Source organism: Mesorhizobium sp. J428 (genome assembly GCF_024699925.1).
In the GTDB taxonomy this organism is placed as follows: Bacteria; Pseudomonadota; Alphaproteobacteria; order Rhizobiales; family Rhizobiaceae; genus Mesorhizobium_A.
Window position 1 is genome coordinate 2,513,887 of the sequence record NZ_JAJOMX010000001.1, and the last position, 21,569, is coordinate 2,535,455.

The 21,569-nt window shown below is 65.3% G+C and carries 20 protein-coding genes and 2 pseudogenes; 11 read left to right on the forward strand and 11 right to left on the reverse strand.

Annotation, left to right across the window (positions count from 1 at the left end; all coding sequences use genetic code 11):
• Nucleotides 1-74: 74 nt before the first annotated feature.
• Both LRS09_RS12705 and LRS09_RS30035 read right to left on the reverse strand, forming a co-directional pair.
• Nucleotides 75-1,796: a type ISP restriction/modification enzyme gene (locus tag LRS09_RS12705; protein ID WP_308240351.1), complete on the reverse strand. Its 1,722-nt coding sequence runs from the start codon at nt 1,794-1,796 to the stop codon at nt 75-77.
• A gap of 143 nt (nt 1,797-1,939) precedes the next feature.
• A pseudogene (locus tag LRS09_RS30035) lies at nt 1,940-2,650 on the reverse strand (N-6 DNA methylase); the annotation flags it as partial.
• 183 nt (nt 2,651-2,833) lie between these two features.
• Between LRS09_RS30035 and LRS09_RS30040 the strand changes: the two are divergent.
• From LRS09_RS30040 to lepA, 3 genes are all read left to right on the forward strand, one after another.
• Entirely contained in the window at nt 2,834-3,247 is a 414-nt protein-coding gene (locus LRS09_RS30040; protein ID WP_308240298.1) for a hypothetical protein, read from the forward strand.
• A gap of 364 nt (nt 3,248-3,611) precedes the next feature.
• Nucleotides 3,612-4,703, forward strand: coding sequence for a hypothetical protein (locus LRS09_RS12715; protein ID WP_257807072.1), 1,092 nt, complete (start codon nt 3,612-3,614; stop codon nt 4,701-4,703).
• 75 nt (nt 4,704-4,778) lie between these two features.
• The gene (gene lepA, locus LRS09_RS12720) at nt 4,779-6,590 is read left to right on the forward strand and encodes a translation elongation factor 4 (RefSeq protein WP_257807081.1); all 1,812 of its coding nucleotides are present in this window, start codon (nt 4,779-4,781) and stop codon (nt 6,588-6,590) included.
• A gap of 216 nt (nt 6,591-6,806) precedes the next feature.
• On the opposite strand, the gene LRS09_RS12725 is transcribed toward lepA, so the two are convergent.
• Complete coding sequence (locus tag LRS09_RS12725) at nt 6,807-7,166, reverse strand: endonuclease domain-containing protein (RefSeq protein ID WP_257807083.1); 360 nt, start codon at nt 7,164-7,166, stop codon at nt 6,807-6,809.
• Nucleotides 7,167-7,385: 219 nt separating this feature from the next.
• Here LRS09_RS12725 and LRS09_RS12730 point away from each other — a divergent pair, with 219 nt between their 5' ends.
• Together LRS09_RS12730 and LRS09_RS30285 are read left to right on the forward strand one after the other, a co-directional pair.
• Nucleotides 7,386-8,204, forward strand: coding sequence for a hypothetical protein (locus LRS09_RS12730; protein ID WP_257807086.1), 819 nt, complete (start codon nt 7,386-7,388; stop codon nt 8,202-8,204).
• Nucleotides 8,205-8,206: 2 nt separating this feature from the next.
• Nucleotides 8,207-8,758, forward strand: coding sequence for an AAA family ATPase (locus LRS09_RS30285; protein WP_374684911.1), 552 nt, complete (start codon nt 8,207-8,209; stop codon nt 8,756-8,758).
• Here the strand turns inward: LRS09_RS30285 and LRS09_RS12735 are convergent.
• A complete protein-coding gene (locus tag LRS09_RS12735) occupies nt 8,748-9,407 on the reverse strand; it encodes a hypothetical protein (RefSeq protein WP_257807087.1) in 660 nt (219 codons plus the stop codon). The two genes, LRS09_RS30285 and LRS09_RS12735, sit on opposite strands and share 11 nt — an antisense overlap.
• Before the next feature lie 585 nt (nt 9,408-9,992).
• On the reverse strand, nt 9,993-10,457 hold the full coding sequence (locus LRS09_RS12740) for a hypothetical protein (protein ID WP_257807088.1): 465 nt from the start codon (nt 10,455-10,457) through the stop codon (nt 9,993-9,995).
• Nucleotides 10,458-10,683: 226 nt separating this feature from the next.
• Between LRS09_RS12740 and LRS09_RS12745 the strand changes: the two genes are divergently transcribed.
• From LRS09_RS12745 to LRS09_RS12760, 4 genes are read left to right on the forward strand one after another with little or no spacing between them, the layout of a single operon-like run.
• A complete protein-coding gene (locus tag LRS09_RS12745; protein ID WP_257807089.1) occupies nt 10,684-11,553 on the forward strand; it encodes a hypothetical protein in 870 nt (289 codons plus the stop codon).
• Nucleotides 11,554-11,595: 42 nt separating this feature from the next.
• Nucleotides 11,596-11,952, forward strand: coding sequence for a hypothetical protein (locus LRS09_RS12750; RefSeq protein ID WP_257807090.1), 357 nt, complete (start codon nt 11,596-11,598; stop codon nt 11,950-11,952).
• Between the two features lie 39 nt (nt 11,953-11,991).
• Nucleotides 11,992-12,447 (forward strand): MaoC family dehydratase, encoded by a 456-nt coding sequence (locus tag LRS09_RS12755; protein ID WP_257807091.1) that lies wholly within the window; start codon nt 11,992-11,994, stop codon nt 12,445-12,447.
• Entirely contained in the window at nt 12,444-13,328 is an 885-nt protein-coding gene (locus LRS09_RS12760; RefSeq protein WP_257807092.1) for a CoA ester lyase, read from the forward strand. Before LRS09_RS12755 ends, LRS09_RS12760 begins: the two co-directional genes overlap by 4 nt.
• Here the strand turns inward: LRS09_RS12760 and LRS09_RS12765 are convergent.
• Nucleotides 13,325-14,467 (reverse strand): CaiB/BaiF CoA-transferase family protein, encoded by a 1,143-nt coding sequence (locus tag LRS09_RS12765; protein ID WP_257807093.1) that lies wholly within the window; start codon nt 14,465-14,467, stop codon nt 13,325-13,327. The genes LRS09_RS12760 and LRS09_RS12765 overlap by 4 nt on opposite strands.
• Before the next feature lie 213 nt (nt 14,468-14,680).
• Here LRS09_RS12765 and LRS09_RS12770 point away from each other — a divergent pair.
• A pseudogene (locus LRS09_RS12770) lies at nt 14,681-16,211 on the forward strand (YifB family Mg chelatase-like AAA ATPase).
• A gap of 132 nt (nt 16,212-16,343) precedes the next feature.
• Complete coding sequence (locus LRS09_RS12775; protein ID WP_257807094.1) at nt 16,344-16,766, forward strand: host attachment family protein; 423 nt, start codon at nt 16,344-16,346, stop codon at nt 16,764-16,766.
• 96 nt (nt 16,767-16,862) lie between these two features.
• On the opposite strand, the gene LRS09_RS12780 is transcribed toward LRS09_RS12775, so the two are convergent.
• From LRS09_RS12780 to LRS09_RS12800, 5 genes are all read right to left on the reverse strand, one after another.
• Complete coding sequence (locus LRS09_RS12780) at nt 16,863-17,702, reverse strand: alpha/beta fold hydrolase (protein ID WP_257807095.1); 840 nt, start codon at nt 17,700-17,702, stop codon at nt 16,863-16,865.
• Nucleotides 17,699-18,796, reverse strand: coding sequence for a branched-chain amino acid ABC transporter permease (locus tag LRS09_RS12785; RefSeq protein ID WP_257807096.1), 1,098 nt, complete (start codon nt 18,794-18,796; stop codon nt 17,699-17,701). The genes LRS09_RS12780 and LRS09_RS12785 overlap by 4 nt, the downstream gene beginning before the upstream one ends.
• A 4-nt stretch (nt 18,797-18,800) precedes the next feature.
• Complete coding sequence (locus LRS09_RS12790; protein WP_257807098.1) at nt 18,801-19,784, reverse strand: branched-chain amino acid ABC transporter permease; 984 nt, start codon at nt 19,782-19,784, stop codon at nt 18,801-18,803.
• A gap of 241 nt (nt 19,785-20,025) precedes the next feature.
• Nucleotides 20,026-20,742: an ABC transporter ATP-binding protein gene (locus LRS09_RS12795; RefSeq protein WP_257807099.1), complete on the reverse strand. Its 717-nt coding sequence runs from the start codon at nt 20,740-20,742 to the stop codon at nt 20,026-20,028.
• The gene (locus tag LRS09_RS12800) at nt 20,739-21,503 is read right to left on the reverse strand and encodes an ABC transporter ATP-binding protein (protein ID WP_257807100.1); all 765 of its coding nucleotides are present in this window, start codon (nt 21,501-21,503) and stop codon (nt 20,739-20,741) included. Before LRS09_RS12800 ends, LRS09_RS12795 begins: the two co-directional genes overlap by 4 nt.
• Nucleotides 21,504-21,569 lie beyond the last annotated feature (66 nt).

Here is a 21,569-nt window from a genome sequence, read left to right on the forward strand (position 1 = left end):
CATCGATTCGCGTCGGCAATTCTTTGCACGGAGCGCCGGCCAGCGCGACCCGCCCAACCGGCTTTTCCCCGCAATCAAGACTCGGGACGAGACGCCCTGGCATCTATCTTCTTGCCCGCCAGGATGCGCTCCATCAGGTCGGCCTGGCGCGGTTCAAGCGCCACCAGCCGCCCGAGCACGTTCAGGAGATCGATCAGGTCCGTGGTGTATTCGGCGAGCCAGTGGGCCGGCTGGATGCGGTCGAGCGGCGAGGGCGGCCGCTTGTCGCCGATCTGCGGCCGCGTGCGGTCGCGTTTGCGGTAGCTGAACCAGTGCCACACCACCTGCTTGCCCGACACCTCGTAGGCCCAGACCTCCGGCGGCACATTGTCGATGAAACCGGCGCCAACCTTCAATCGCCGCTTTGCCGGGTCGTAGTCCATCGTATCGGGCAACGGCTCCGGCGCACCGGGGATGGCGCCCTCCGCCGGGATCGTCGGCCGCTCGCCCTCCGCCATGCGCGGCGGCGCCTGCGGCCGCCCGGCATCGGGGTCGGCGAAGCGCTCGCCATAGGTGTGCAGCCAGATCACCTCGCGGCCGAGCGCCACCGCCTCGGCGAACAGGTCCGGGTCGGCGGTCAGCGGCACGCGCAAGCCGGGCTGGACGAGGTCCGGCTGGAACCGTTTGGTAAATGCCGGATGCGCCATCACCCCGGCGATATAGGCTATCACATCCTCGGGCGATACCTCGCCCAGCGTGTCGGCCAGCAGCGCCAGCATCGCGGGAGCGATGTTCGGCCGCGTGGCGGCAGCGTCGGACCAGAGGGGATAAACGCGGCCGCCCCGACCGTTGTAGTGGTGAAGGTCCGGAACGAGTTCCGTAAACGATAGGGAGGGGCCATTGGTAGGAGATCGGTCATCTGGCGCCGTCAGATAAACCTGCGATGGCGAGCTTGAACTCCAAAGGACGGGGCGCACATCATTTATTAGTCGCGCGTCGGCGACGATCCACTGACGGTCGAGTGTGCGGAACGGATATCTTAGAACAGGCTCTGCTGGGCCGTCATCGTCGATCAATGGGAGTATCCGAGTCGGCCTTAGACCCAAGTCTTGTGATACAAGTTTTCGGATGTGTCGGCTTGCAACTTTGCCGTCGCGCAGTTGCGGGTGAAACAGCATCTCCTTCCGCGCCGGGTCTTTCTCCGCCACCAGTCGGTCCCAGCGGTCCCGCAGCGACTGCGAATCCGGCGCGATGATCCATGTCCGTCCCGGCATGACGCCGGAGCCGTCATAGAGGAAGAAGTCCCTGAGCGCCGGAAAAGTCGCCCAATCGCCTGTTGCCTCCGGAAAGAAGGGCGCCCGCCAGGCCGATGGCGCGTCCGACCAGTTGCCACCCCGGAGCGATAGCTTCTCCAGCGCGGCGAATTTCTCCTCGCGTTTGCCCTTGGGCAGCGCGATGAAACGGACGTGCGCAGGTTGGTCGGGATTCTTGTCCAAGGGCTTTGCCGCGAGCACGATGCAGACCGGCTGCTGCACCCCTGGAAGATGCGCGTCGCCACCTCCGGCTGATGGCCTTCCGGTGAACAGTCCACGACCCAGATGTCGGAACAGCTCCCCCTCAGATCGGCCCGCATCTTCTGGAATCCTGGCCCGCCCAGAAAGCCGGCCACGGTGATGAAGCAGATGATGCCTTCCTCGTCGCGGTCGGGACGGCCGGTCGCTGCGTAGTTGCCGGAGCCGAAGACCTTCCACGTCGCCCAACGCCAGAAATAGACGTAGAGGTTCTTGAGATGCTTGGCGTGGGCGGACGCACCCCATTCCGGCGGAAGCGACCACCAGTCCATCGGCGATTTCAGCTTGCCACCCGCCCCAGCCTCGACCCAGCTGCCCATGCCCCGCGCCTTCTCCTTGTAGGGCGGGTTTCCCAATACGACAGTGATGTCGCGCGACTTCTTGATTGTATTGGCGTCGCGGCGCGACTTGGCGATCGGGCCGCTCTGCACCAGGACGTCCTCTTCGACGAAGGGATTGCCCAGCGTGTCGGTGATGAAGAGCTGCAGGTCCGGCAGCTTCTGCACCGAGCCGGCCGCGGGCTTCATCAGCGCCTGCATCTCCGCGATCAGGCGCAGCTGCGCCACGGCGAAGGGACCGAACTGCAGCTCGAAGCCGACCAGGCGTTTCATCGCCGCCTCGATCGCGCCGCGCACCGCGCCGGGCCCTTGGTCCGCCTCGACCGTCGAAGCGATACGGCGCATCACGCCGAGAAGGAATGTGCCGGTGCCGACCGCCGGGTCGGCCAGCGTCACGTCACTCGAGGCAAGACCCGCCGGCCGGTTGAACAGCGGACCTTTCAGTGTCTCGTCCACCAGCCGCGTCATCGCCGAAACCACCTCGGGCGGCGTGTAGTAGGAGCCGGTCATCTTCCTGAGGTCGTTGTCGTAGACCTCGAGGAAGTCCTCGTAGAAATAGAGCCAGGCTTCCGGCCTGTCCTTGCTGATCGTGTGCCAGTCCACCTCGTTCAGCACCCGTGCCAGCGTGTCGAGCGAGGTCCGCAGCGCCCCGTAGTTCGCGTCGTCGTCGGTGAGCAGGCCGAGCGCTGTGCCGATCAGCGAATTCGACTGCCTCAAGTGATAGGCTGCCTGGTGGATTCCCTCCGCCAGCGATACGTCCATCGCGCGCGCCACCAGCAGACCGAAGGTGACCGCCTGCGCATAGCCGTCGGCGAAGCGGGCGTCGTTTGCCTCGGGGAACAGCAGCTTGCGCCAGTCGCGCGCAAGCGCGGTCAGCGCCTCGCTCTTGGCCTCGAGCTGCTCTTCCACCTCGTCGCGCAAGAGCCGGCAGAGTCGTGCCGAGACATGTGCGAGTTGCTTCGCATTGCTGGGTGGAATGGGCTTCCAATTGAGGAAGTCGGCGATGAGCGTGAGCAGCGTGTAGGGCGCCGCGAGCTTCGCGCCCGACGTGGCGATGTCGCCGTCGAGGTGGACGATCTGTCCCGCAAGTTCGCCGTCCTGCCACAGGCTGAACGATCCTCCGTCGGTGTAGAGCAGATTCGGCAGCGACCTGAGTTTCTGCCACTGCGCTTTGTCATGAGCATCGGTGAAGCGTCGCGGATCGGCACCTTTGCCCGGTGCCTTCACCTCGATGAAGCCGACAAGCGTCTCGGCTCCCCGCTTGATACCGCGCGTTACGGCGAAATCCGGGCGGGTTCCGGTGCCGGCGAGCGTGGTTTCGCCGACGAGGCGGATTTGGTCCGTCGGCACACCGCATAATTCGGCCAGCGCCGGCAAAAGGGTCTCCAATGGTGCGCGAAGCTGATCCTCTGGCGCACCGTCGATCGCTGCGTTCGAGAGCTTCACTCTTGTCGACTCGCCGTAGCGCGAAATCAGCTCATCAATGAATTGGGCCACCTGATTCCCTCACCTCTCGCCACTCAACCTGCAACTGCACGTTGGCGCAAGGGCATGCCCTCCTGCCTACCTACCCAGCCCTTTGCCGCCCCGCTCAAGGCGCGCTCGTCACCTTCCTGCCCGCGATTCCGCAGTTTTCCACCGCCGGGAATTCTCCATCTTCCCAACCTGACGCAACGTCAACTACAGTGCCGTGGCCGACCTCGATCTTCCCAGGAGCAATATGATGCAAGTGCTGAAAGCGATCTGCGTGGCGGCCTGTGCCGCGCTCGCCGCTCTGACCCCCGCCGCCGCCGAGGCGCCCGGCGCGGTGTCGACGCCCGCGGCGTCGACCCCCTCCGCCCCCACGCTGACCGCCGCCCAGCGCGCCGCGATCACCCGCGAGCTCGTCGCCAAATGGCAAAGCGTGGTCAAGGCCTCGCCCGGCGGCAGCGTCGAGCGCTGGTCGGCCAGGCTGCAGGCCGCCATCGCCGAGGGCGATGCGGCCAATGTGCTGCGCGCCACCACCGCGCCGACGCTGGAGCTGATGCACGCCGCGCTGACCGGCTACATCCCCACCGCCGCCGAGGTGCAGGCCGCCTCCGGGGCGATCGGCAACGGCCTCGTGGCGCCGCAGGCGCTCGGCGACCCCAATGCCGACCTCACCTTCACGCCGCTGCCCAACGGCCGCTGCCGCATCGCCAATTCCGTCGTGCTCAACAGCCAGCTGCCCGCCGCCACGCCGCGCAACCTGATCGTCTCCCCGGCCGCGTCCTATCAGTTCCAGGGCGGCGTCGGCACCGTCGCCGGCGGCAACTCCTCATTGGACTGCGGCATCCCCAACACCTTCGTCGCCGCCTATGCGCTCTCGATCTCGCTTCTCTCGCCGGCCGGCAACGGCACTTTCAGGGTCTACGCCTACGGCCAGACGCACGAGACCGGCCCCGCCATCATGGTCAATGCCGGCAGCTACGGCGAGGCGGGCAACCTGACCGTCCCTGCCTGCAACAGCTGCAGCTGGGACATCACCGTGCGCGCCAGCACCCAGGTGCACTACGTCATCGACGTGATCGGCTATTACACGCGCCCCGTGGCCACCGCGCTCGACTGCGTGGTCACGCCGACGGCCGATGTCAACCTCGCGGCAGGGGGCACTGCCAACGTCGTCGCGCCCGCCTGCCCGGTCGGCTACACGCAGACCTCGACCAACTGCGAAGCCTCCACCTGGCAGATGCCGGTGGTCTACTTCAGGAACGGCGTCTGCTCGGCGCAGAACAACGAGACGTTTGCCGCCACGCTGCGCGCCAGCCGCACCTGCTGCCGCGTGCCCGGCCGCTGAGGCCGGCGCATCTCCGGGCCGCCCGCGCGGCCCGGACCCTTTGCCTTTCAGCACTTCCCTGCTAAAGGCGCGGCCATGACCTTCCCGCTCGACCACATCCGCAATTTCTCGATCGTCGCCCACATCGACCACGGCAAGTCGACGCTGGCCGACCGGCTCATCCAGCTCACCGGCGGGCTCGACGCCCGCGAGATGGAGGGCAAGGAGCAGGTGCTCGACAACATGGACATCGAGCGCGAGCGCGGCATCACCATCAAGGCGCAGACAGTGCGCCTCTCCTACCGGGCGAAGAACGGCGAGGACTACATCCTCAACCTCATCGACACGCCCGGCCATGTCGACTTCGCCTACGAGGTTTCGCGCAGCCTCCGCGCCTGCGAGGGCTCGCTGCTGGTCGTCGACGCCTCGCAGGGCGTCGAGGCGCAGACGCTCGCCAATGTCTACCAGGCGATCGACGCCAACCACGAGATCGTCGTCGTCCTCAACAAGGTCGACCTGCCCGCCGCCGAGCCCGAGCGCATCCGCGAGCAGGTGGAGGAGGTGATCGGCATCGACGCCTCCCAGGCCGTGCTGATCTCCGCCAAGACCGGCCTCGGCGTGCCCGATGTGCTCGAAGCCATCGTCCACCAGCTCCCGCCGCCGCGCGAGGGCGACCCGGCCGCGCCCTTGAAGGCGATGCTGGTCGACAGCTGGTACGACGCCTATCTCGGCGTCATCGTGCTGGTCCGCGTCATCGACGGCACGCTGAAGAAGGGCCAGACCATCCGCATGATGGGCACCGGCGCAAAATACCCGGTCGAGCGCACCGGCTTCTTCACGCCCAAGATGATCCAGGCCGAGGAGATCGGCCCCGGCGAGTTCGGCTTCATCACCGCCTCGATCAAGGAGGTGGCCGACACCCGCGTCGGCGACACCATCACCGAGGATCGCCGCCCCACGGCCACGGCCCTTCCCGGCTTCAAGCCGGCGCAGCCGGTCGTCTTCTGCGGCCTCTTCCCGGTCGACGCCGCCGACTTCGAGGACCTGCGCGCCGCCATGGGCAAGCTGCGCCTCAACGACGCCAGCTTCTCGTTTGAAATGGAGACCTCGGCTGCGCTCGGCTTCGGCTTCCGCTGCGGCTTCCTCGGCCTTCTGCATCTCGAAATCATCCAGGAGCGGCTGGAGCGCGAGTTCGACCTCGACCTCATCGCCACCGCGCCGAGCGTCGTCTACCGCATGGCGATGACCGACGGCACCGTGAAGGAGCTGCACAACCCGGCCGACATGCCCGACCTGGTCAAGATCGCCCACATCGAGGAGCCGTGGATCCGCGCCACGATCCTCACGCCCGACGACTATCTCGGCTCCATCCTCAAGCTCTGCCAGGACCGGCGCGGCGTCCAGCACGACCTCTCCTATGTCGGCAAGCGCGCCATGCTGGTCTACGACCTGCCGCTCAACGAGGTGGTGTTCGATTTCTACGACCGGCTGAAGTCGATCTCCAAGGGCTACGCCTCCTTCGACTACCACCTGACCGACTACCGCGAGGGCGACCTGGTCAAGATGTCGATCCTGGTCAACGAGGAGCCCGTCGACGCGCTCTCCATGCTCGTCCACCGCTCCGCCGCCGAAAAGCGCGGCCGCGCCATGTGCGAGAAGCTGAAGGAGCTGATCCCGCAGCACATGTTCAAGATCCCGATCCAGGCGGCCATCGGCGGCCGCGTCGTCGCCCGCGAAACCATCTCGGCGCTGCGCAAGGACGTCACCGCCAAATGCTACGGCGGCGACATCACCCGCAAGCGCAAGCTGCTCGACAAGCAGAAAGAGGGCAAGAAGCGCATGCGCCAGTTCGGCAAGGTGGATATCCCCCAGGCGGCGTTTATTGAGGCGTTGAAGATGGGGGACTAAGCGGTCGGGCCTCCGGCCCGACGCATCGATCCGGTGGATCGATGCGAGCGCAAGTCCGGGCGGGGGCTGCCGAAGGGTGAGCGAAGCGAACGGGACCCGCCCCGGGGCTGCCACTGATCCTCCCCCGTTCACGGGCGAGGGGGACCACGCGAAGCGTGGTGGAGGGGGCGTCCCGAAGCATCGAGGCTGCGTCCAGCCACTCACGACCCGCCCCTCTCACCTCCTCGCCGCTTCCGCAATCATCACCAAAATCCCCTCCAGCGCCTTTTCATCCAGCGCATCCCTTGCCGCGATGCGCATCACGCGAACACCGTGCGTAGCGAGCCAGCCGTCACGCCGTAGGTCATGGCTCATCTGTTCCGGCACGTCGTGATCCGCGCCGTCGACCTCGACAGCCAGCCTACCACCCTCCGCATGGTAGAAATCCAGCACATACGGCCCGACCGGATGCTGGCGCCGAAAGCGCAGCCCGTCCAGACGCCGTGCCCGAAGGCAGTCCCATAGGATAATCTCCGGCAGGCTCAGGTCGCGCCGGAGCTGCCTGGCATGCTGGAATGTCTTCCGTTCCGCCCTCATTAATAACCCCGGCGCCATTCCCACCGCTTTGGACCCAGCTCGGCAGGGTCGAATACCCACCATCCGCTGTGTCTGGCTTGGCCAAGAAAGAGAAAAGATGCCCAAGCGGCTGCCGATATCGCTTCTGAGAGACTTGAACGGGCATAGTGTCGTCGACGTCGGTGTCTCGACTCGAGTGGTAAGTTTGTCTAAATATGCGCCGCCATCGGGAGGGCTATCATGGTTGATTTTATTACCAACGAACTACTGGTTGGGGCAATTCTAGTTCTGCTTGCAGTTTCGACCCTAATCAGTGTCTTAGACATCCTCGGATTCCTACCCGCATGGGCGAGAAATTGGATTCATAAGAATCGGGCGACCGACACCATACGGACGCTGCAAGCCTTAGGTGTGGACGTCCCTGGTCTGCGTCGCCGGGAGGTCGCCAACCATATCCCCGCCTTCTACTCTGGCTCCGACATCAAGAGTCGGTCGCTGAGTATTGCGCAGGAGTTTTACATTAAAGGAAAGAAATTGGTTGGCTCGGTAAATGCAGTCAACAGTCCGGGCTTTGTTGACATCATGAGCGCTTCGACAGATCACAGACATGCCGAAATGATAGCGAAACTTCTAGCCGCCTTCTGGCGCGAGCAGGTTGCAAAGCCCGGTGAGGTAGTGAGTTTGAATGTAGATTTTGTGGTTGCGCCCAAGAGTGGGAGTCCAACAATTGCATATGAGTTCTCGCGCCTGGTTAAAATACCTTTAGTCTTGCATAATGCGGGAAAGAAATTCGAATCCGGGAAAAATGAGAGCGCCGCTGTCTTTGATGCCTCGTTCATACTAAAGCCAGGAATGGTGGGGCTCATACTCGACGATAGCACTACTGGTGGGGCAAAGATGCTGTCGCTAATCAACGATCTACATAAGCACGATCTCATAACTACAGATGCACTTGTTTTTTTTGAGCCGCAACTCAAAAAGCCGCGGATTACCTTGGAGGCAAAAGGAATCAAACTCCATTCAATCTTGTTTTTCTCGGCTGAAGGAAAGCTTGTTTGAAAGTGCTTATAAACGGTGCCTATTCGACAGGCAAAACAACTCTTCTCCAGTCATGTGTTGATTTACTAAGGAGCGGCGGTCGAGACGTGATAGGGTTGGATGAGACTGCCCGCCATTGTCCATTTCCCCTTAACCGAGATCAATCATTCTTGAGTACTCAATGGCTAATACATCGCCAGATATCGCGTGAAATCGAATCTTTTTCCGAAGAAAATATTTTGATTATTGATCGAGGAATTCCAGACATATTTGCGCACTATTTGGAGACGTGTGACCGGCTAGGAACCACATCGCCTGAGATAGAAGTCTTGGTGGATTTTCTGATTATTTGGTGTAATACATACGACTTGGTCATTACCACCGAGATTGATCAAGTTGTTGACATCATAGACGACGGTCTGCGTATACCCGATAAAAGATACCGGGAGCTGATGGGGCAATACAACATATCGGCGCTGTCGCGCTTGATGCGACGGAGCGTTACTCTGCCTCGATCCGTTCAATCAGACAGCGAGTTACTTCATAAATTTATCGTGGAGACAATTATAACTTGACATGATCAGCAATTTGTCGAGCCATCTGCTGTGGAGATTTTCGACCGCCAGCGTCACTTGTCGTGTCTATTATAAGCCACGGCCCTAGGATGTCCTTGTCGACAATAACATTGTACATGTATTGTGCACGGCTCTGCAAGGTTTTATCTTGCTCGTGTATATCGAAGGACTCTTTGGTGTAGTTCCTCAACGCTTTTTCGGACACATTTTGCTTAGCTTGATCGATATGGGTGCGTAAAAGTACGTTAAGGTTTGGAGCGGGCATCCCAAATGTTTTTGTCTCCAGATCAACAATCCAATTCATTAAAGAATATCTCTGCGATTCGACGGTCTTTGCAGCCTGAAACGCCAAATTTGATGCAATATACCGGTCGAATATGAGAACGTCATGTTCGTTCGCGCGAGATCTTATAATGTCTAGATACTCAAGCCTGTCAATTGCGTATAATGCGGCTATAACCTTCACATCGTCGGGCGTTCGATGGCGACCTGCTAAGAAATCCCCTAACGCCCGACCGCCATAAGTATTCTCTACTTGCGGGAACTCGATGACGTCTGCGGACAAGCCACGCTCGATCAAGACAGCTTTAAGCTGATTCGCAACAGTATTCTTTCCTGCTCCATCAATGCCTTCAATTGCGATTATCATGACGCAATAATGCTTTCTGCTCTAGAATCTCTGTTGCTGCTAACAATCTCTTAAAACTAGATACCGAGATGTTAAGGTCGTCAGCCGCCGAAGCATACCATCGGTTTCTTTCTTCAGCAGGCTTAAAGAGGTTGCCATCTAGGTGATCTCTCGCAAGTTGCAGCCCCGCTAATATCGAGGACAATTCGCTACTTGAGGTGCCCGGGGAAACTGAGGCTAGAAAGTTTCGATCTGTGTGACACAGAGCGTGTTCGAATTCCGTCAGGGTGGACCGCCCTAGTACGTAGCTGCATAGTGCCTGAACAATGACCTGCGAGGGCTCATCAAGATTGGGAGCCGCCTCGGTGGCTGCTGCCGTTCTTGGGATGTGGCTTTTCCATATATGGTCTAGGACTTCTGGTAGATTCATACGTTAGCCTTATAGGCGAAATAGAGAACCCGCGGGATAGCTTCTTTCGCCATGTCCTCAAACTTCCGGGGGAATCGCTCTGGAGTATACTACTGGGAGATGCCCGTCCGGCCACCTCTTGCCCCTCCCGCTTCGGGCACCTTATCCCCACAAGAGGGAGAAGGAAAAGCACCTTACTACCTCTCAAACCGCATCACCCAGTTCTTCTCCCACGTCTGCCCGCCATCCGCCGACATCGCCTGCTCCCACACCGGGGCCTCGCCGGCCGTCCAGTCGAACCTGACCTTCACCGGCACCCCGCCCTCGACATCGTCGCCGAAGAACACGCCGCGCCCGCCTTCGAAGCGGCCGACGGTGGGCGGGTACAGGCGGTGGCTCTTGGTGTCGCTCCAGTAGATCGACCACAGGCCGGTCGCGGGATCGTAGAGCCGCAGCGTCATGCCGGTAAAACCCTTTTCCGGAATGAACGTCTGGTCGAGATTGCCGCCGTGGACACCGTTCGCATCGGGCATCACCTTCTCCACCTTCGACGTCGCGGGAAACACCTCCCAGTCGGTCGACCCCTTCAGCCGCTCCCGCAACCGCTCATTGGTGATGCGCCATTCGCCCACCAGGAAATCGAAATCGCCAAAACCCTGCATCCTGTCCCCCTGAGAAGACGCATCCTACGGCACCGCTCCTGACGCGGCGTGTCAGGAGAAGCGCTATGTCCTTCTCCCACAGGGAGAGAAGGCCAGGCGTGGATCGATTTCCGCCCCCTCCCGCGCCAACCCCTTGTCCCGCTCGCCCTCGCCGTTTTTTCTTCCGCTTTTCCATCCACACCCCTTCGCGCCTCCGCGACACTGTCGGCGATGAAAGGAGGCGACGGTGAGCGTCTGGGACGGAAGTGACTGGGAAAGCGGGATCGACTGGGACGGCGTCATCGAGCGCAATGTCCGCCTGCTCGGCCCCATCGTCGCCACGCTGTGCGTCATGGCGGGGCTCGCCCTTTCCTCGCCCCTTGTGGGAGAGGATGGTCCGGCTCGCCAAGGCGAAGCCGAGGCGTTAGCCGGACCTGGTGAGGGGGATCTTTCGCCGTCCCCAACCCTTCCCCGCCGCTGGCACCGCGCCGTCTACCGCCTGCTGCGCGCGGCGGAAGCTGCCGTGCGCCGGCTGATCATCGTGGTCGGCCGCGACATGGTGGCGGCGGAACCGGTGCTGGCCCCGCTCAAGACCAGTTCCGGCCCGCTGGTCACGCACATCCCCGTCCGCCCCGGCCTGGGTCTCGCCTGCGCCGCGCCGGCCGAGGTTCCCGCCGAGCCGGACCGCACGCGCAAACTCGCCTTTTGCCTCCTCGACCCGCTGCCCGACCCGACGAGGCCGCCATTCATGATGCGCAGCTGCGGCGTGCCGCGCATTTCCGTTCCGGGCTGGACGCCGCTCTTTTCCGTCGCGCCCCGTCACGAGCCGTCGCCGAACGACCCGATCGATGCCGGATATCTGCGCCGGCGGGTCGATGCGCTCAGCCGCGCACTCGCCGACCTGCCGCGCCAGGCGCTGCGGCTCGCCCGCTGGCGCGCGCGCTGCGAGGCGCTGCGCAAGGCACGCCGCCTGCACCGCGTCGCGCCGCTGCGCCCCGGCCGCGCCTACGGGCTGCGCCGGCCCGCGTCGCCGCGGCCCGAGCACCCGATCGACGACATCCTGCGCGACCTGCACTATTTCGCCTGGGAGGCGCAGGAGCGGCGCGACACGTCGTGAGGCGGCAACGCCCGCGCAAGCAAGGCCGGCGATGATGGCGCCATGCGAATCCTGGCCGCCGTCCTCGTCGCGCTTGCGCTCAGCACCCCCGCTTATGCCGAGGGCGGCATGACCTTCTACATGAAGAACGAAACCGCCCGCGCCATGGTGCTGGAGCTGCACGGCCGCGACACGCAGCGCGTCTGGCCGGGCGACGGCCAGGTCTACCTGCTCGAGCCCGGCGAGAAGAAGTCGGTGCTGATCGACTGCCGCGAGGGCGAGAACATCTGCTACGGCGCCTGGGTCAACGGCAACGACCGCATCTCCTACGGCGTCGGGCCGGACGGAAACCGCGCGTGCCGCGACTGCTGCTCGATCTGCGTCGCCAAGACCACGACGACCATCGACATGCCGCGATAGCGGACGTATCACTCCGGGCGCTCAGAGCCGGAGGAAAGCATGGCAGGTCTCTATTTCGACGAACTCAGCGTGGGCCAGGTCTTCCGCCACGAGATCCGCCGCACCATCACCGAGGCCGACAATGTCTGGTTCTCGGCCATCACCCACAACCCGGCCTATCTCCACCTCGACGAGGAATACTGCCGCACCGAGACCGAGTTCGGCACCCGCATCGTCAACTCCTGCTTCACGCTGTCGCTGATGGTCGGCATCTCCGTCGGCGAGACGACGCTCGGCACGGCCATCGCCAACCTCGGCTGGGACGAGGTGCGTTTCCCCAGGCCCGTCTTCCACGGCGACACCATCCGCGTCGAGACCGAGGTCGCCGAGCTGCGCGAGTCGAAGTCGCGGCCCGACCAGGGCATCGTCACCTTCATCCACCGCGCCTACAACCAGAAGAACGAGCTCGTTGCGTCGTGCCGCCGCGCCGGCCTGCAGAAGAAGAGGCCGGCATGATCCCCCGCTCGCTCCTCTTCGTCCCCGCCGATTCCGAGAAGAAGCTCGCCAAGGGCCTTTCCTCCGGTGCCGACGCCCTGATCCTCGACCTGGAGGACTCCGTCTCGCCGGAGCGCAAGCAGGTCGCGCGCGACATGGCCGCGGCCTTCCTCGCCGAGAACCGTGGCGGCAACGGCCCCGCGCTCTGGGTGCGGGTCAACCCGCTCGCGCAGGGCGGGCTCGCCGATCTCGTCGCGATCGTGCGCGCCGCGCCCGCCGGTCTGATCGTGCCCAAGCCCGACGGCCCCTCCGACCTCCTCTCGCTTGGCCTGATGCTCGACGCGCTGGAGGCCCGCGACGGCATCGCCGCGCCCATCCCGCTCATCCCCATCGCCACCGAGACGCCCCGGGCCGTGCTGTCGCTGGCCGACTACGCGCAGGTTCCCGTGCCGCGCCTCGCCGCCATCACCTGGGGCGCGGAGGATCTCGCCGCCGCCCTCGGCGCCCGCGCCAACCGCGGGCCGGACGGCACGCTCGACCTGACCTACCGCCTCGCCCGCTCCTCCTGCCTCATTGCGGCGAAGGCTGCGGGCGTCGCGGCCATCGACACGGTCTGGACCGACTTCTCCGACGCCGCGGGCTTCGCGGCCGACTGCGCGGCCGCCGCGCGCGAGGGCTTTTCCGGCCGCATGGCCATCCACCCCAACCAGGTCGCCGTCATCAACGCCGCCTTCACCCCCTCGCCCGAGGAGGTCGCGCACGCACGGGAGGTGGTCGCCGCCTTCGCCGCCGCGCCGGGCGCCGGCGTCGTCAACCTCGGCGGCAGGATGTTCGACGTGCCCCACCTGAAACAGGCCCGCGCCCTCATCGCGCAGGCCGAGGCCTTCGCGGAGCGCGGCTAGGCCGTCACCCCCGCCGCCTTCAGCTGCGCGATCTCGTCCGCGCCGAAGCCGAAGCCCGCGAGGATCTCCGCCGTATCCGCCCCCGGCTCGGTCGCCGGGTGCGAGATCTGCGACGGCGTGCGGCTGAACCGCGGCGCGGGCGCGGTGTTCGTCACGCCGTCGACCGTCGGGTGGATGCCCCGTGCCGCCATGTGCGGATGCGCCTGCGCCTCGTCCAGGTCCAGCACCGGCGCGAAGCAGGCGTCCGAGCCTTCCAGCACCGCGCACCATTCGTCCCGCGTCTTCGTCCGGAACACCTCCTCCAGCCGCGCCTTCAGCCTGGGCCAGCCCTTGGTGTCGTATTGCGGCGGCAGGTCCTCGCCCGCGAGCCCCAGCCTCTCGATCATCTCGGCATAGAACTTCGGCTCCAGCGCGCCAATGGCGACATGCTTGCCGTCGCTTGTCTCGTAGACGCCATAGAACGGCGCGCCGCCGTCGAGCAGGTTCGAGCCGCGCTTCGTCTGGAAGCTGCCCATCTGCCGGAAGGCGTGGAACATGGTCATCAGCCCCGCCGTGCCGTCGACGATCGCCGCGTCCACCACCTGCCCCTTGCCCGAGCGCAGCGCCTCGATGTGCGCGGCCAGCACGCCCATCGCGAGATACATCGACCCGCCGCCGAAGTCGCCGAGCAGGTTGAGCGGCGGCACCGGCGCGCCGCCCGCCGGGCCGATCGCGGCCAGCGCGCCGGTCAGCGCGATATAGTTGATGTCGTGGCCGGCGGCCTTCGCCAGCGGCCCCTCCTGGCCCCAGCCGGTCATGCGGCCGAACACCAGCCTTGGATTGGCGGCAAGGCAGACGTCCGGCCCCAGACCCAGCTTCTCCATCACGCCGGGCCGGAACCCCTCGATCAGGATGTCGGCCTGGCTTGCCAGTCTGAGCACGGTGGCCACGCCCTCCGGCGACTTCAGGTCGACGGCGATCGAGCGCTTGTTGCGGTTGAAGAGGTCGTAGCGGACGGGGATCTCGACGCCGAGACCCGACGGCGCCAGCCGGTCGACGCGGATCACGTCGGCGCCCATGTCCGCCAGCAGCATGCCGCAGAACGGCCCCGGGCCGATGCCCGCCATTTCGATGATCCGAATCCCCGCGAGCGGTCCCATGTCTCCTCCCTTTCTTGTCCTCGAAGAGGATGGCTCGCCGAGATGCGAGCCGCCGTCAATAGACCGGCATCGGCACACCGGCCGTTGCGCGAAATGTTCTTGTAATGTTCTTGACGCGCATCACGCGATATGTTTCGATGGCGTTGCAACCAGACATTGGCGACGCTGGGCGAGGGGTTGAGCGCCGGCAGGTCGCAGCGCACGGGGCGGGCAATGGTTTCGCGGGTGAGCACGGTCGCATTCGAGGGGATCGAGGCGGTTCCGGTCGACGTCCAGGTGATGATCGCGCCGGGCAAGATGAACATCCACATCGTCGGCCTGCCCGACAAGGCGGTGGCCGAGAGCCGCGAGCGCGACAGGCCGCGCTCCATGCGTCCGGCCTGTCGCTGCCGGCGAAGAAGGTGACGGTGAATCTCGCCCCGGCCGACCTGCCGAAGGAGGGCAGCCATTACGACCTGCCGATCGCGCTCGGCCTGATGGCCGCGCTGGGCGCGATCCCGGGCGATGCCATCGCGGACTATGTGGTGCTGGGCGAGCTGTCGCTCGATGGCACGATCGCGCCCGTCGCCGGCGCCTTGCCGGCCGCGATCGGGGCGAATGCGATCGGCAAGGGGCTGATCTGCCCGCACGCCTCGGGACCGGAGGCGGCATGGGCGGGCTCCGACATCGACATCCTGGCGCCGCGCAGCCTGATCGCGATCGCCAACCATTTCCGCGGCACGCAGGTCCTGTCGCGGCCGGATCCGGCGGTGAAGCGCATGGGCGTGGACGCGCTCGACCTCGCCGACATCAAGGGCCAGGAGAGCGCCAAGCGGGCGCTGGAAGTGGCGGCCGCCGGCGGGCACAATCTGCTGATGATCGGTCCTCCGGGCTCGGGCAAGTCGATGCTGGCGCAGCGCCTGCCGTCGATCCTGCCGCCGCTGTCGCCGAAGGAACTTCTGGAAGTGTCGATGATCGCCTCGATCGCCGGCGAGCTGGCCGACGGCAGGCTCACCGACCGGCGGCCGTTCCGCGCGCCTCATCACTCCGCCTCGATGGCGGCGATGGTGGGCGGGGGCCTGCGCGTGCGGCCGGGCGAAGCCTCGCTCGCCCATCACGGCGTGCTCTTCCTCGACGAGTTCCCCGAATTCACGCCGCAGGTGCTCGATGCATTGCGCCAGCCGCTGGAAAACGGCGAGTGCGTCATCGCCCGTGCCAACCATCGCGTCAGCTATCCCGCGCGCGTCCAGCTCGTCGCGGCGATGAACCCGTGCCGATGCGGCATGGCCGGACAGCCCGGCTACCGGTGCCTGCGCGCCCGCGCTGCCAGGCAGACTACCAGGCCCGCATCTCCGGCCCGCTGATGGACCGCATCGACATCCGTGTCGAGGTGCCTGCGGTGTCGGCGGCGGACCTGATCCGGCCGGCGAAGGCCGAGGCCTCGAGCGCGGTGGCGGCCCGCGTCGCCCGCGCGCGCGACATCCAGCGGGCACGCTTTTCAGCGCTCGGCCTGCCTGCGGCGGCCACCAATGCGCACTGCGCGACGGCGATGGTGGAGGAGATCGCCGTGCCCGACGCGGCAGGGCTGACGCTGTTGCGCGACGCGAGCGAGAAGCTCGGCTTTTCCGCGCGCGCCTATCACCGGGTGCTGCGCGTGGCCCGCACGCTGGCCGACCTCGACGGCGAGGAGAAGGTCGGCCGCATCCACCTCGCGGAGTCGATCTCCTGGCGCATGAGCGGCGAGCGGATGGCGCAGGCGGCGTAGTCTCCGCAGGCTCTGGCCGGCGCGCCGCGAAGCTCGTTTCGCGGGGGAACCGCCCATGGCTCCCGCCGTTGATCCTTCGAGACCAACGGGAGAGCGTCCACATGGCCGAGAGCATTCAGACTCGAGCACGACATGTTCGTCGTCGTCGCTGACGGGGAGAAAGCGCTGTTCCTGCGCAACGAGGGCGACGCGCTTTATCCCAACCTCGAGGTCGTGCGGGAGATCAGGGAGGAGAACCCGCCGACGCGCGAGCAGGGCAGCGACAGGCCGGGCCGTTTCAACGACGGGCCGAGCGTCCATCGCAGCGCCGTCGCGGATACCGACTGGCATCGCGCTCAGAAGGAGAAGTTCGCCGACGACATCGCCGACCGGCTCTACAGGCTGGCGCACCGCGGCGAATTCAACAAGCTGGTGATCGTCGCACCGCCCCTCGTGCTCGGCGAGATGCGCCGCAAGTTGCACAAGGAGGTCAGCGACCGGATCGTCGGCGAGGTGCCGAAGACGCTGACCAACCACCCGGTCTACGAAATCGAGAAACTGCTGATGGCCGCCTAGGCCTGTTGCACCCGTCAGAACGCCAAAAGCCATCTCCCGGGGACGCACCTAGCAGGAGGTCTCGGATCGTCCTCCGCGCTTTGGCCGGTTGCGTGTCTAGCCAGCCAGGAACTGCCGCAGCAGGTCGATCTCCGCGTCCGTCGCCAGCGTCGGCGCGTGGCCGATGCCGGGGAACTCGACGAGGCGGGGTTTCGGGCCGCGCTGCGTCATCTTGGCGGCGACCGGGGCGGCCAGCACGTCGGACGTCTCGCCACGCAGCAACAGCGTCGGTGCCGTGATCGCGTCGTAGGCGTCCCAGACGTCGATATCGGCCTTGTGATGCGTGAACTGGGTGACGATGGCCGGGTCGTAGTGCACGGTCACCTTGCCGGCGTCGGTGCGGCGCACGGACGTGTCGACCATGCGCTGCCAGAACGCGTCGCTGTTCGGGCCGAAGGGTGCATAGTTCCGGCGCAGCCACGCATCCATCTCGGCCACCGTCTCGTAGACCGGAGGGTTGCCGACATAGGTGGCGATGCGTCCTGTCCCGGCCTCGGGGATGTCGGGGCCGATGTCGTTGACGACGAGATGGGTGATGCGCTCCTTCAGCCGGCCGGCCGCCAGCGTGACTCCGATCAGGCCGCCCATCGAGGTCCCGACCCAGCGCAGCCGGTCGATGCCGTAATGGTCGAGGATGCCGAGCGCGGTGTCGCCGAAGGACCGATAGGAATAGTCGATCTCCGGCCGCTGCGCCCAGGACGACAGGCCCCGGCCGATCGTGTCAGGGCAGAGCACGAAATAGGTGTCGCTCAGCGCGCGCGCCGCCTCGTCGAAGTCGCGGCCGGTCCGCGCCAGCCCATGCCACATCACGAGCGCCGGATTGGCCGGGTTGCCCCATTCGGTGACGTGCACCTCGAAGCCCGCGGCGGTCACATAGGTCGAGCGCGGTCCGGTCATTTGCGCCAATCCTTGTTCATCAGCGTGCCGGCGATCCCGGCGGGAAAGAAGTAGACCAGCAGGATGAATATCACTCCGAGCCAGAGCAGCCAGCGGTCGGGCTCCAGCAGCTGGTGGACCACCGGCACACCGGCCGTGGCGTCGGCGCCGATCTGCATGAGGTCCTTCAGGTAGAACTGCGCCAGCGTCATCACCACGACGCCGATCACCGCGCCGACCATCGTCCCCATGCCGCCGATGACGACCATCAAGAGGATGTCGATCATGATGCCGAACGACAGCGCTGCGTCCGGCCCGGCATATTTCAGCCACACCGCGCGCAGGATGCCGGCCATGGCCGCGATCAGCGCGGCGAGGCAGAAGATGGCGGTGCGGTAAGCGACGACGCGATAGCCGATCGCCTCGGCGCGCATCTCGTTCTCGCGGATCGCCTTCAGCACCGAGCCGAGCGGCGAGGCGACGACGCGCAGCATGAACAGGAAGAGCGCGAGGCTGGTGAGGAACACGAAATAATAGGCGGCGACGCGCCCATTGAGCGGCACGTCGAACAGCCGCAACACCTTGCCGTCGGCATCCTCGAACAGTTTGAAAGCGGGCGAGAAGAGGCGTGGCACCTGATAGGTGATGCCGTCCTCGCCGCCGGTATATTCGGAAAGCTGCGAGGCGAGCACGAGCATGACCGAGGCTGCGGCCAGCGTCACCATGGCGAAGAAGATCGCCTTCACGCGCAGCGACAGCAGCCCGATCAGCAGAGCCAGCACCAACGTGGCGACCAGCCCTGCGCCGCCGCCAATGGCGATGGCCGTGAAGCTCGGCCCCATCGCCTTCAGCGCGATCGCGGTGCCGTAGGCGCCGAGGCCGAAGAACATCGTGTGCGCGAAGGAGACGATACCGGTGTAGCCGATGAGCAGGTCGTAGCTCGCCACCAGCACGATGAAGATGCATATCCGCGCCGCCACCTCCTGTGCCCGCACGTCGGGGAACAGGAAGGGCGCCAAGGCGAGCGCCAGACCGATGGCAAGCACCACGCCGTAGACGGCGAGGCGGCCGGCGGGGACGCGGCGGGGGGCGGTGGTTTCGAGGGCGAGGCTCATGGAGTCATCCCTTCACCGCCGGCTTCAGCCCCCACGGCCGCCAGAGCAGGATCGCCATCATCAGCAGCATGTTGGAGGCGAGCGACAGTTTCGGCGCGAGAAAGGCGACGTAGTTGGCCATCAGTCCGACGAGGATCGCGCCGAGCAGCGAACCCTGGATCGAGCCCAGTCCGCCGATGATCACGACGATGAACACCAGGATCATCAGCTCGCCGCCGATCGCCGGCGTGATCAGGCCCTGGTAGCCGGCCCACATCGCCCCGCCCATCGCGGCAAGCGCGGAGCCGGCCATGAACACGCCGACGAACAGCCGGTCGATGCGGAACCCCAACGATTCCACCATCTCGCGGTTCTCGACGCCGGCGCGGATGAGCAGCCCGAGTCGGGTGCGGTTGAGCACGAGATAGAGCGCGACATAGACCGCGAGCCCGAGGAGGAAGGCGAAGACGCGGTAGATCTCGATCGACACGTCGCCGAGGATGATCGAACCGGTGAGGATCGCCGGCCGGTGCACCTGGATCGGTACGCCGCCCCATATCGCAAGGATCAGCTGTTCGGCGACGATCAGCGCGCCCATGGTGATCAGGATCTGCCGCAGGTGGTCCTTGTAGACCGGCTTGACGATGACGCGCTCGAAGGCCCAGCCGGCGATAGCGCCGAAGGCGGTGGCGGCCCCGATCGCGGCAAACAGCGCGACGAGGTTGAGAAAGGCGCTGTCGCCGTCGAGCCAGACGCCAAGGGCGGCAAGCACCGTCGCCGCGATGAAGGCGCCGAAGGAGACGAAGGCCGAATGGCCGAAGTTCAGGACGTCCATCAGGCCGAAGACCAGCGACAGGCCCGACGCCATCAGGAAGATCATCATGCCCATGGAGAGGCCCGCCACCGTCAGCGTCGCCCAGGTGGACGGCTGACCGATGAAGACGAGCGCGATCAGCGCCAGGATGACGGGCAGCACATAGACGCCGCCGATGCGGTCGAGGGAGGTCATTGAGGTTGCTCCCGGATGATTGCAGCCGAGGCTCGTGCTCTACGGCGCCCCCCTCTGGCCTGCCGGCCATCTCCCCCACGAGGGGGGAGATGGGCAGTGGCGATGTCTTCACCATTCGCCACGTTCGAGGAGTGTGCACCGCCGCTGGAACAGCCGATCTCCCCCCTGGTGGGGGAGATGGCCGGTAGGCCAGAGGGGGGCGCGAAGGATCGCGACATCAACAAGGTGAGGTGCGCAGACATCAATGCCCCTCCACGCTGAGGCTCAGCAGCCGCGTCTGCAGCGCCGTGTCCGCCACGAGCTCCGCCATCTGGCCGCGATGCACGATGCGGCCGTCGTCGATGACGCCCACCCCGCGCCCGAGCGCCTTGGCGAAATGGAAATTCTGTTCGACCAGCAGGATCGTCGTCTCCCTGCCGATCTCGCGGAAGGCGTCGATCATGTTGCGGATGATCGAGGGCGCGAGGCCCTTGGTCGGCTCGTCGATCAGGATCAGGTCGCGCTTCTCGATGATCGCGCGCGAGATCGCCAGCATCTGCTTCTGCCCGCCAGAGAGCGCATAGGCTTGGTTCTTCCAGAATTTCTCCATTGCCGGGAAGATGGCGAAGATGCGTGCCAGCCGCTCCTTGTCGAAGGTGCCGGTGGCGGCGGCAAGCCGCATGTTCTCCTCGACGGTCAGCCCGCCGAAGATGCCCATGTTCTCCGGCACGTAGGCGATGCCGAGGCGGGCGATGTCGGGCGTCCTCATTGCTGTGATGTCGTGGTGGCGGAAGACGATCGCGCCCTTGCGTGCGCGCCACAGCCCCATGATCGTGCGCAGCGTCGTGGTCTTGCCGGCGCCGTTGCGGCCGAGCAGCACATGCACGCCGCCCTCCGGCACGTCGAACGAGACGCCGTGCAGCACGTGGTACTGGCCGATGTCGGTGTGGACGTCGTCGAGGCGCAGGATCGCGGTCACGCCACGTCCTCCGCGCCCTGGCCGAGATAGATCTCGCGCACGATCGGCATGGCCATCACCTCGTCCGGCTTGCCGTCCGCGACGAGCTCGCCATTGTGCAGCACGATGATGCGGTCGGCGAGCGCGCGCACGACGTCCATCTTGTGCTCGACCAGCAGGATGGTCTTCGACCGGTCTTGCTTGATCGCGGCGATCAGGTCGAGGATGGCGGGGGCTTCCGCCGACGACATGCCGGCGGTCGGCTCGTCGAACATGAAGATGTCGGGCTTCATAGCGATCATCATTGCCACTTCGAGCTTGCGCTGGTCGCCATGGGGGAGCGCGGAAGCGGGCAGGTCGGCGACGGCGATGAGCCGGCTGTTGTTCAGGTGTTCCTCGGTCTCGCTGTTCACGGCGGAGAGAGCCGCGGCGCTGCGGAACACGTCCGGCCCCTTGCCGGCGCGGGCCTGCCCGACGAGGCGGATGTTCTCGCGCACCGAGAGCTTGGGGAAGAGATTGGTGAGCTGGAAGGCGCGGCCGACGCCTGACTTGGCGCGGGCCGACGGCGACAGGCCGGTGATCTCCGTTTCGCCCTTGAAGATGCGGCCGGAGGTCGGCGTCAGCTGGCCGGAGACGAGGTTGAACCAGGTCGTCTTGCCGGCGCCGTTCGGGCCGACGATGACGGTCAGCTCGCCCGGCCGGAACGCTGCGGTCACATCATTGACCGCGGCGTGCCCGCCGAAGCGGATCGTCAGGTTTTCGGTGCGGAGGGAGGGGGTCATAGGGCAGCAGGGCGATAAGGCAGTAAGGCAGTAGGGGAGAGTATCGTGAAGCCCTGCGTCGCGGCG

Coding starts and splice junctions, on each gene's coding strand:
- LRS09_RS12705 (WP_308240351.1), bottom strand. CDS start 1,796: ATGGGGTGCGTCCGCCCACGCCAAGCATCTCAAGAACCTCTACGTCTA.
- LRS09_RS30040 (WP_308240298.1), top strand. CDS start 2,834: ATGTGCGAGTTGCTTCGCATTGCTGGGTGGAATGGGCTTCCAATTGAG.
- LRS09_RS12715 (WP_257807072.1), top strand. CDS start 3,612: ATGCAAGTGCTGAAAGCGATCTGCGTGGCGGCCTGTGCCGCGCTCGCC.
- lepA (WP_257807081.1), top strand. CDS start 4,779: ATGACCTTCCCGCTCGACCACATCCGCAATTTCTCGATCGTCGCCCAC.
- LRS09_RS12725 (WP_257807083.1), bottom strand. CDS start 7,166: ATGAGGGCGGAACGGAAGACATTCCAGCATGCCAGGCAGCTCCGGCGC.
- LRS09_RS12730 (WP_257807086.1), top strand. CDS start 7,386: ATGGTTGATTTTATTACCAACGAACTACTGGTTGGGGCAATTCTAGTT.
- LRS09_RS12735 (WP_257807087.1), bottom strand. CDS start 9,407: ATGATAATCGCAATTGAAGGCATTGATGGAGCAGGAAAGAATACTGTT.
- LRS09_RS12740 (WP_257807088.1), bottom strand. CDS start 10,457: ATGCAGGGTTTTGGCGATTTCGATTTCCTGGTGGGCGAATGGCGCATC.
- LRS09_RS12750 (WP_257807090.1), top strand. CDS start 11,596: ATGCGAATCCTGGCCGCCGTCCTCGTCGCGCTTGCGCTCAGCACCCCC.
- LRS09_RS12755 (WP_257807091.1), top strand. CDS start 11,992: ATGGCAGGTCTCTATTTCGACGAACTCAGCGTGGGCCAGGTCTTCCGC.
- LRS09_RS12760 (WP_257807092.1), top strand. CDS start 12,444: ATGATCCCCCGCTCGCTCCTCTTCGTCCCCGCCGATTCCGAGAAGAAG.
- LRS09_RS12765 (WP_257807093.1), bottom strand. CDS start 14,467: ATGGGACCGCTCGCGGGGATTCGGATCATCGAAATGGCGGGCATCGGC.
- LRS09_RS12775 (WP_257807094.1), top strand. CDS start 16,344: ATGTTCGTCGTCGTCGCTGACGGGGAGAAAGCGCTGTTCCTGCGCAAC.
- LRS09_RS12780 (WP_257807095.1), bottom strand. CDS start 17,702: ATGACCGGACCGCGCTCGACCTATGTGACCGCCGCGGGCTTCGAGGTG.
- LRS09_RS12785 (WP_257807096.1), bottom strand. CDS start 18,796: ATGAGCCTCGCCCTCGAAACCACCGCCCCCCGCCGCGTCCCCGCCGGC.
- LRS09_RS12790 (WP_257807098.1), bottom strand. CDS start 19,784: ATGACCTCCCTCGACCGCATCGGCGGCGTCTATGTGCTGCCCGTCATC.
- LRS09_RS12800 (WP_257807100.1), bottom strand. CDS start 21,503: ATGACCCCCTCCCTCCGCACCGAAAACCTGACGATCCGCTTCGGCGGG.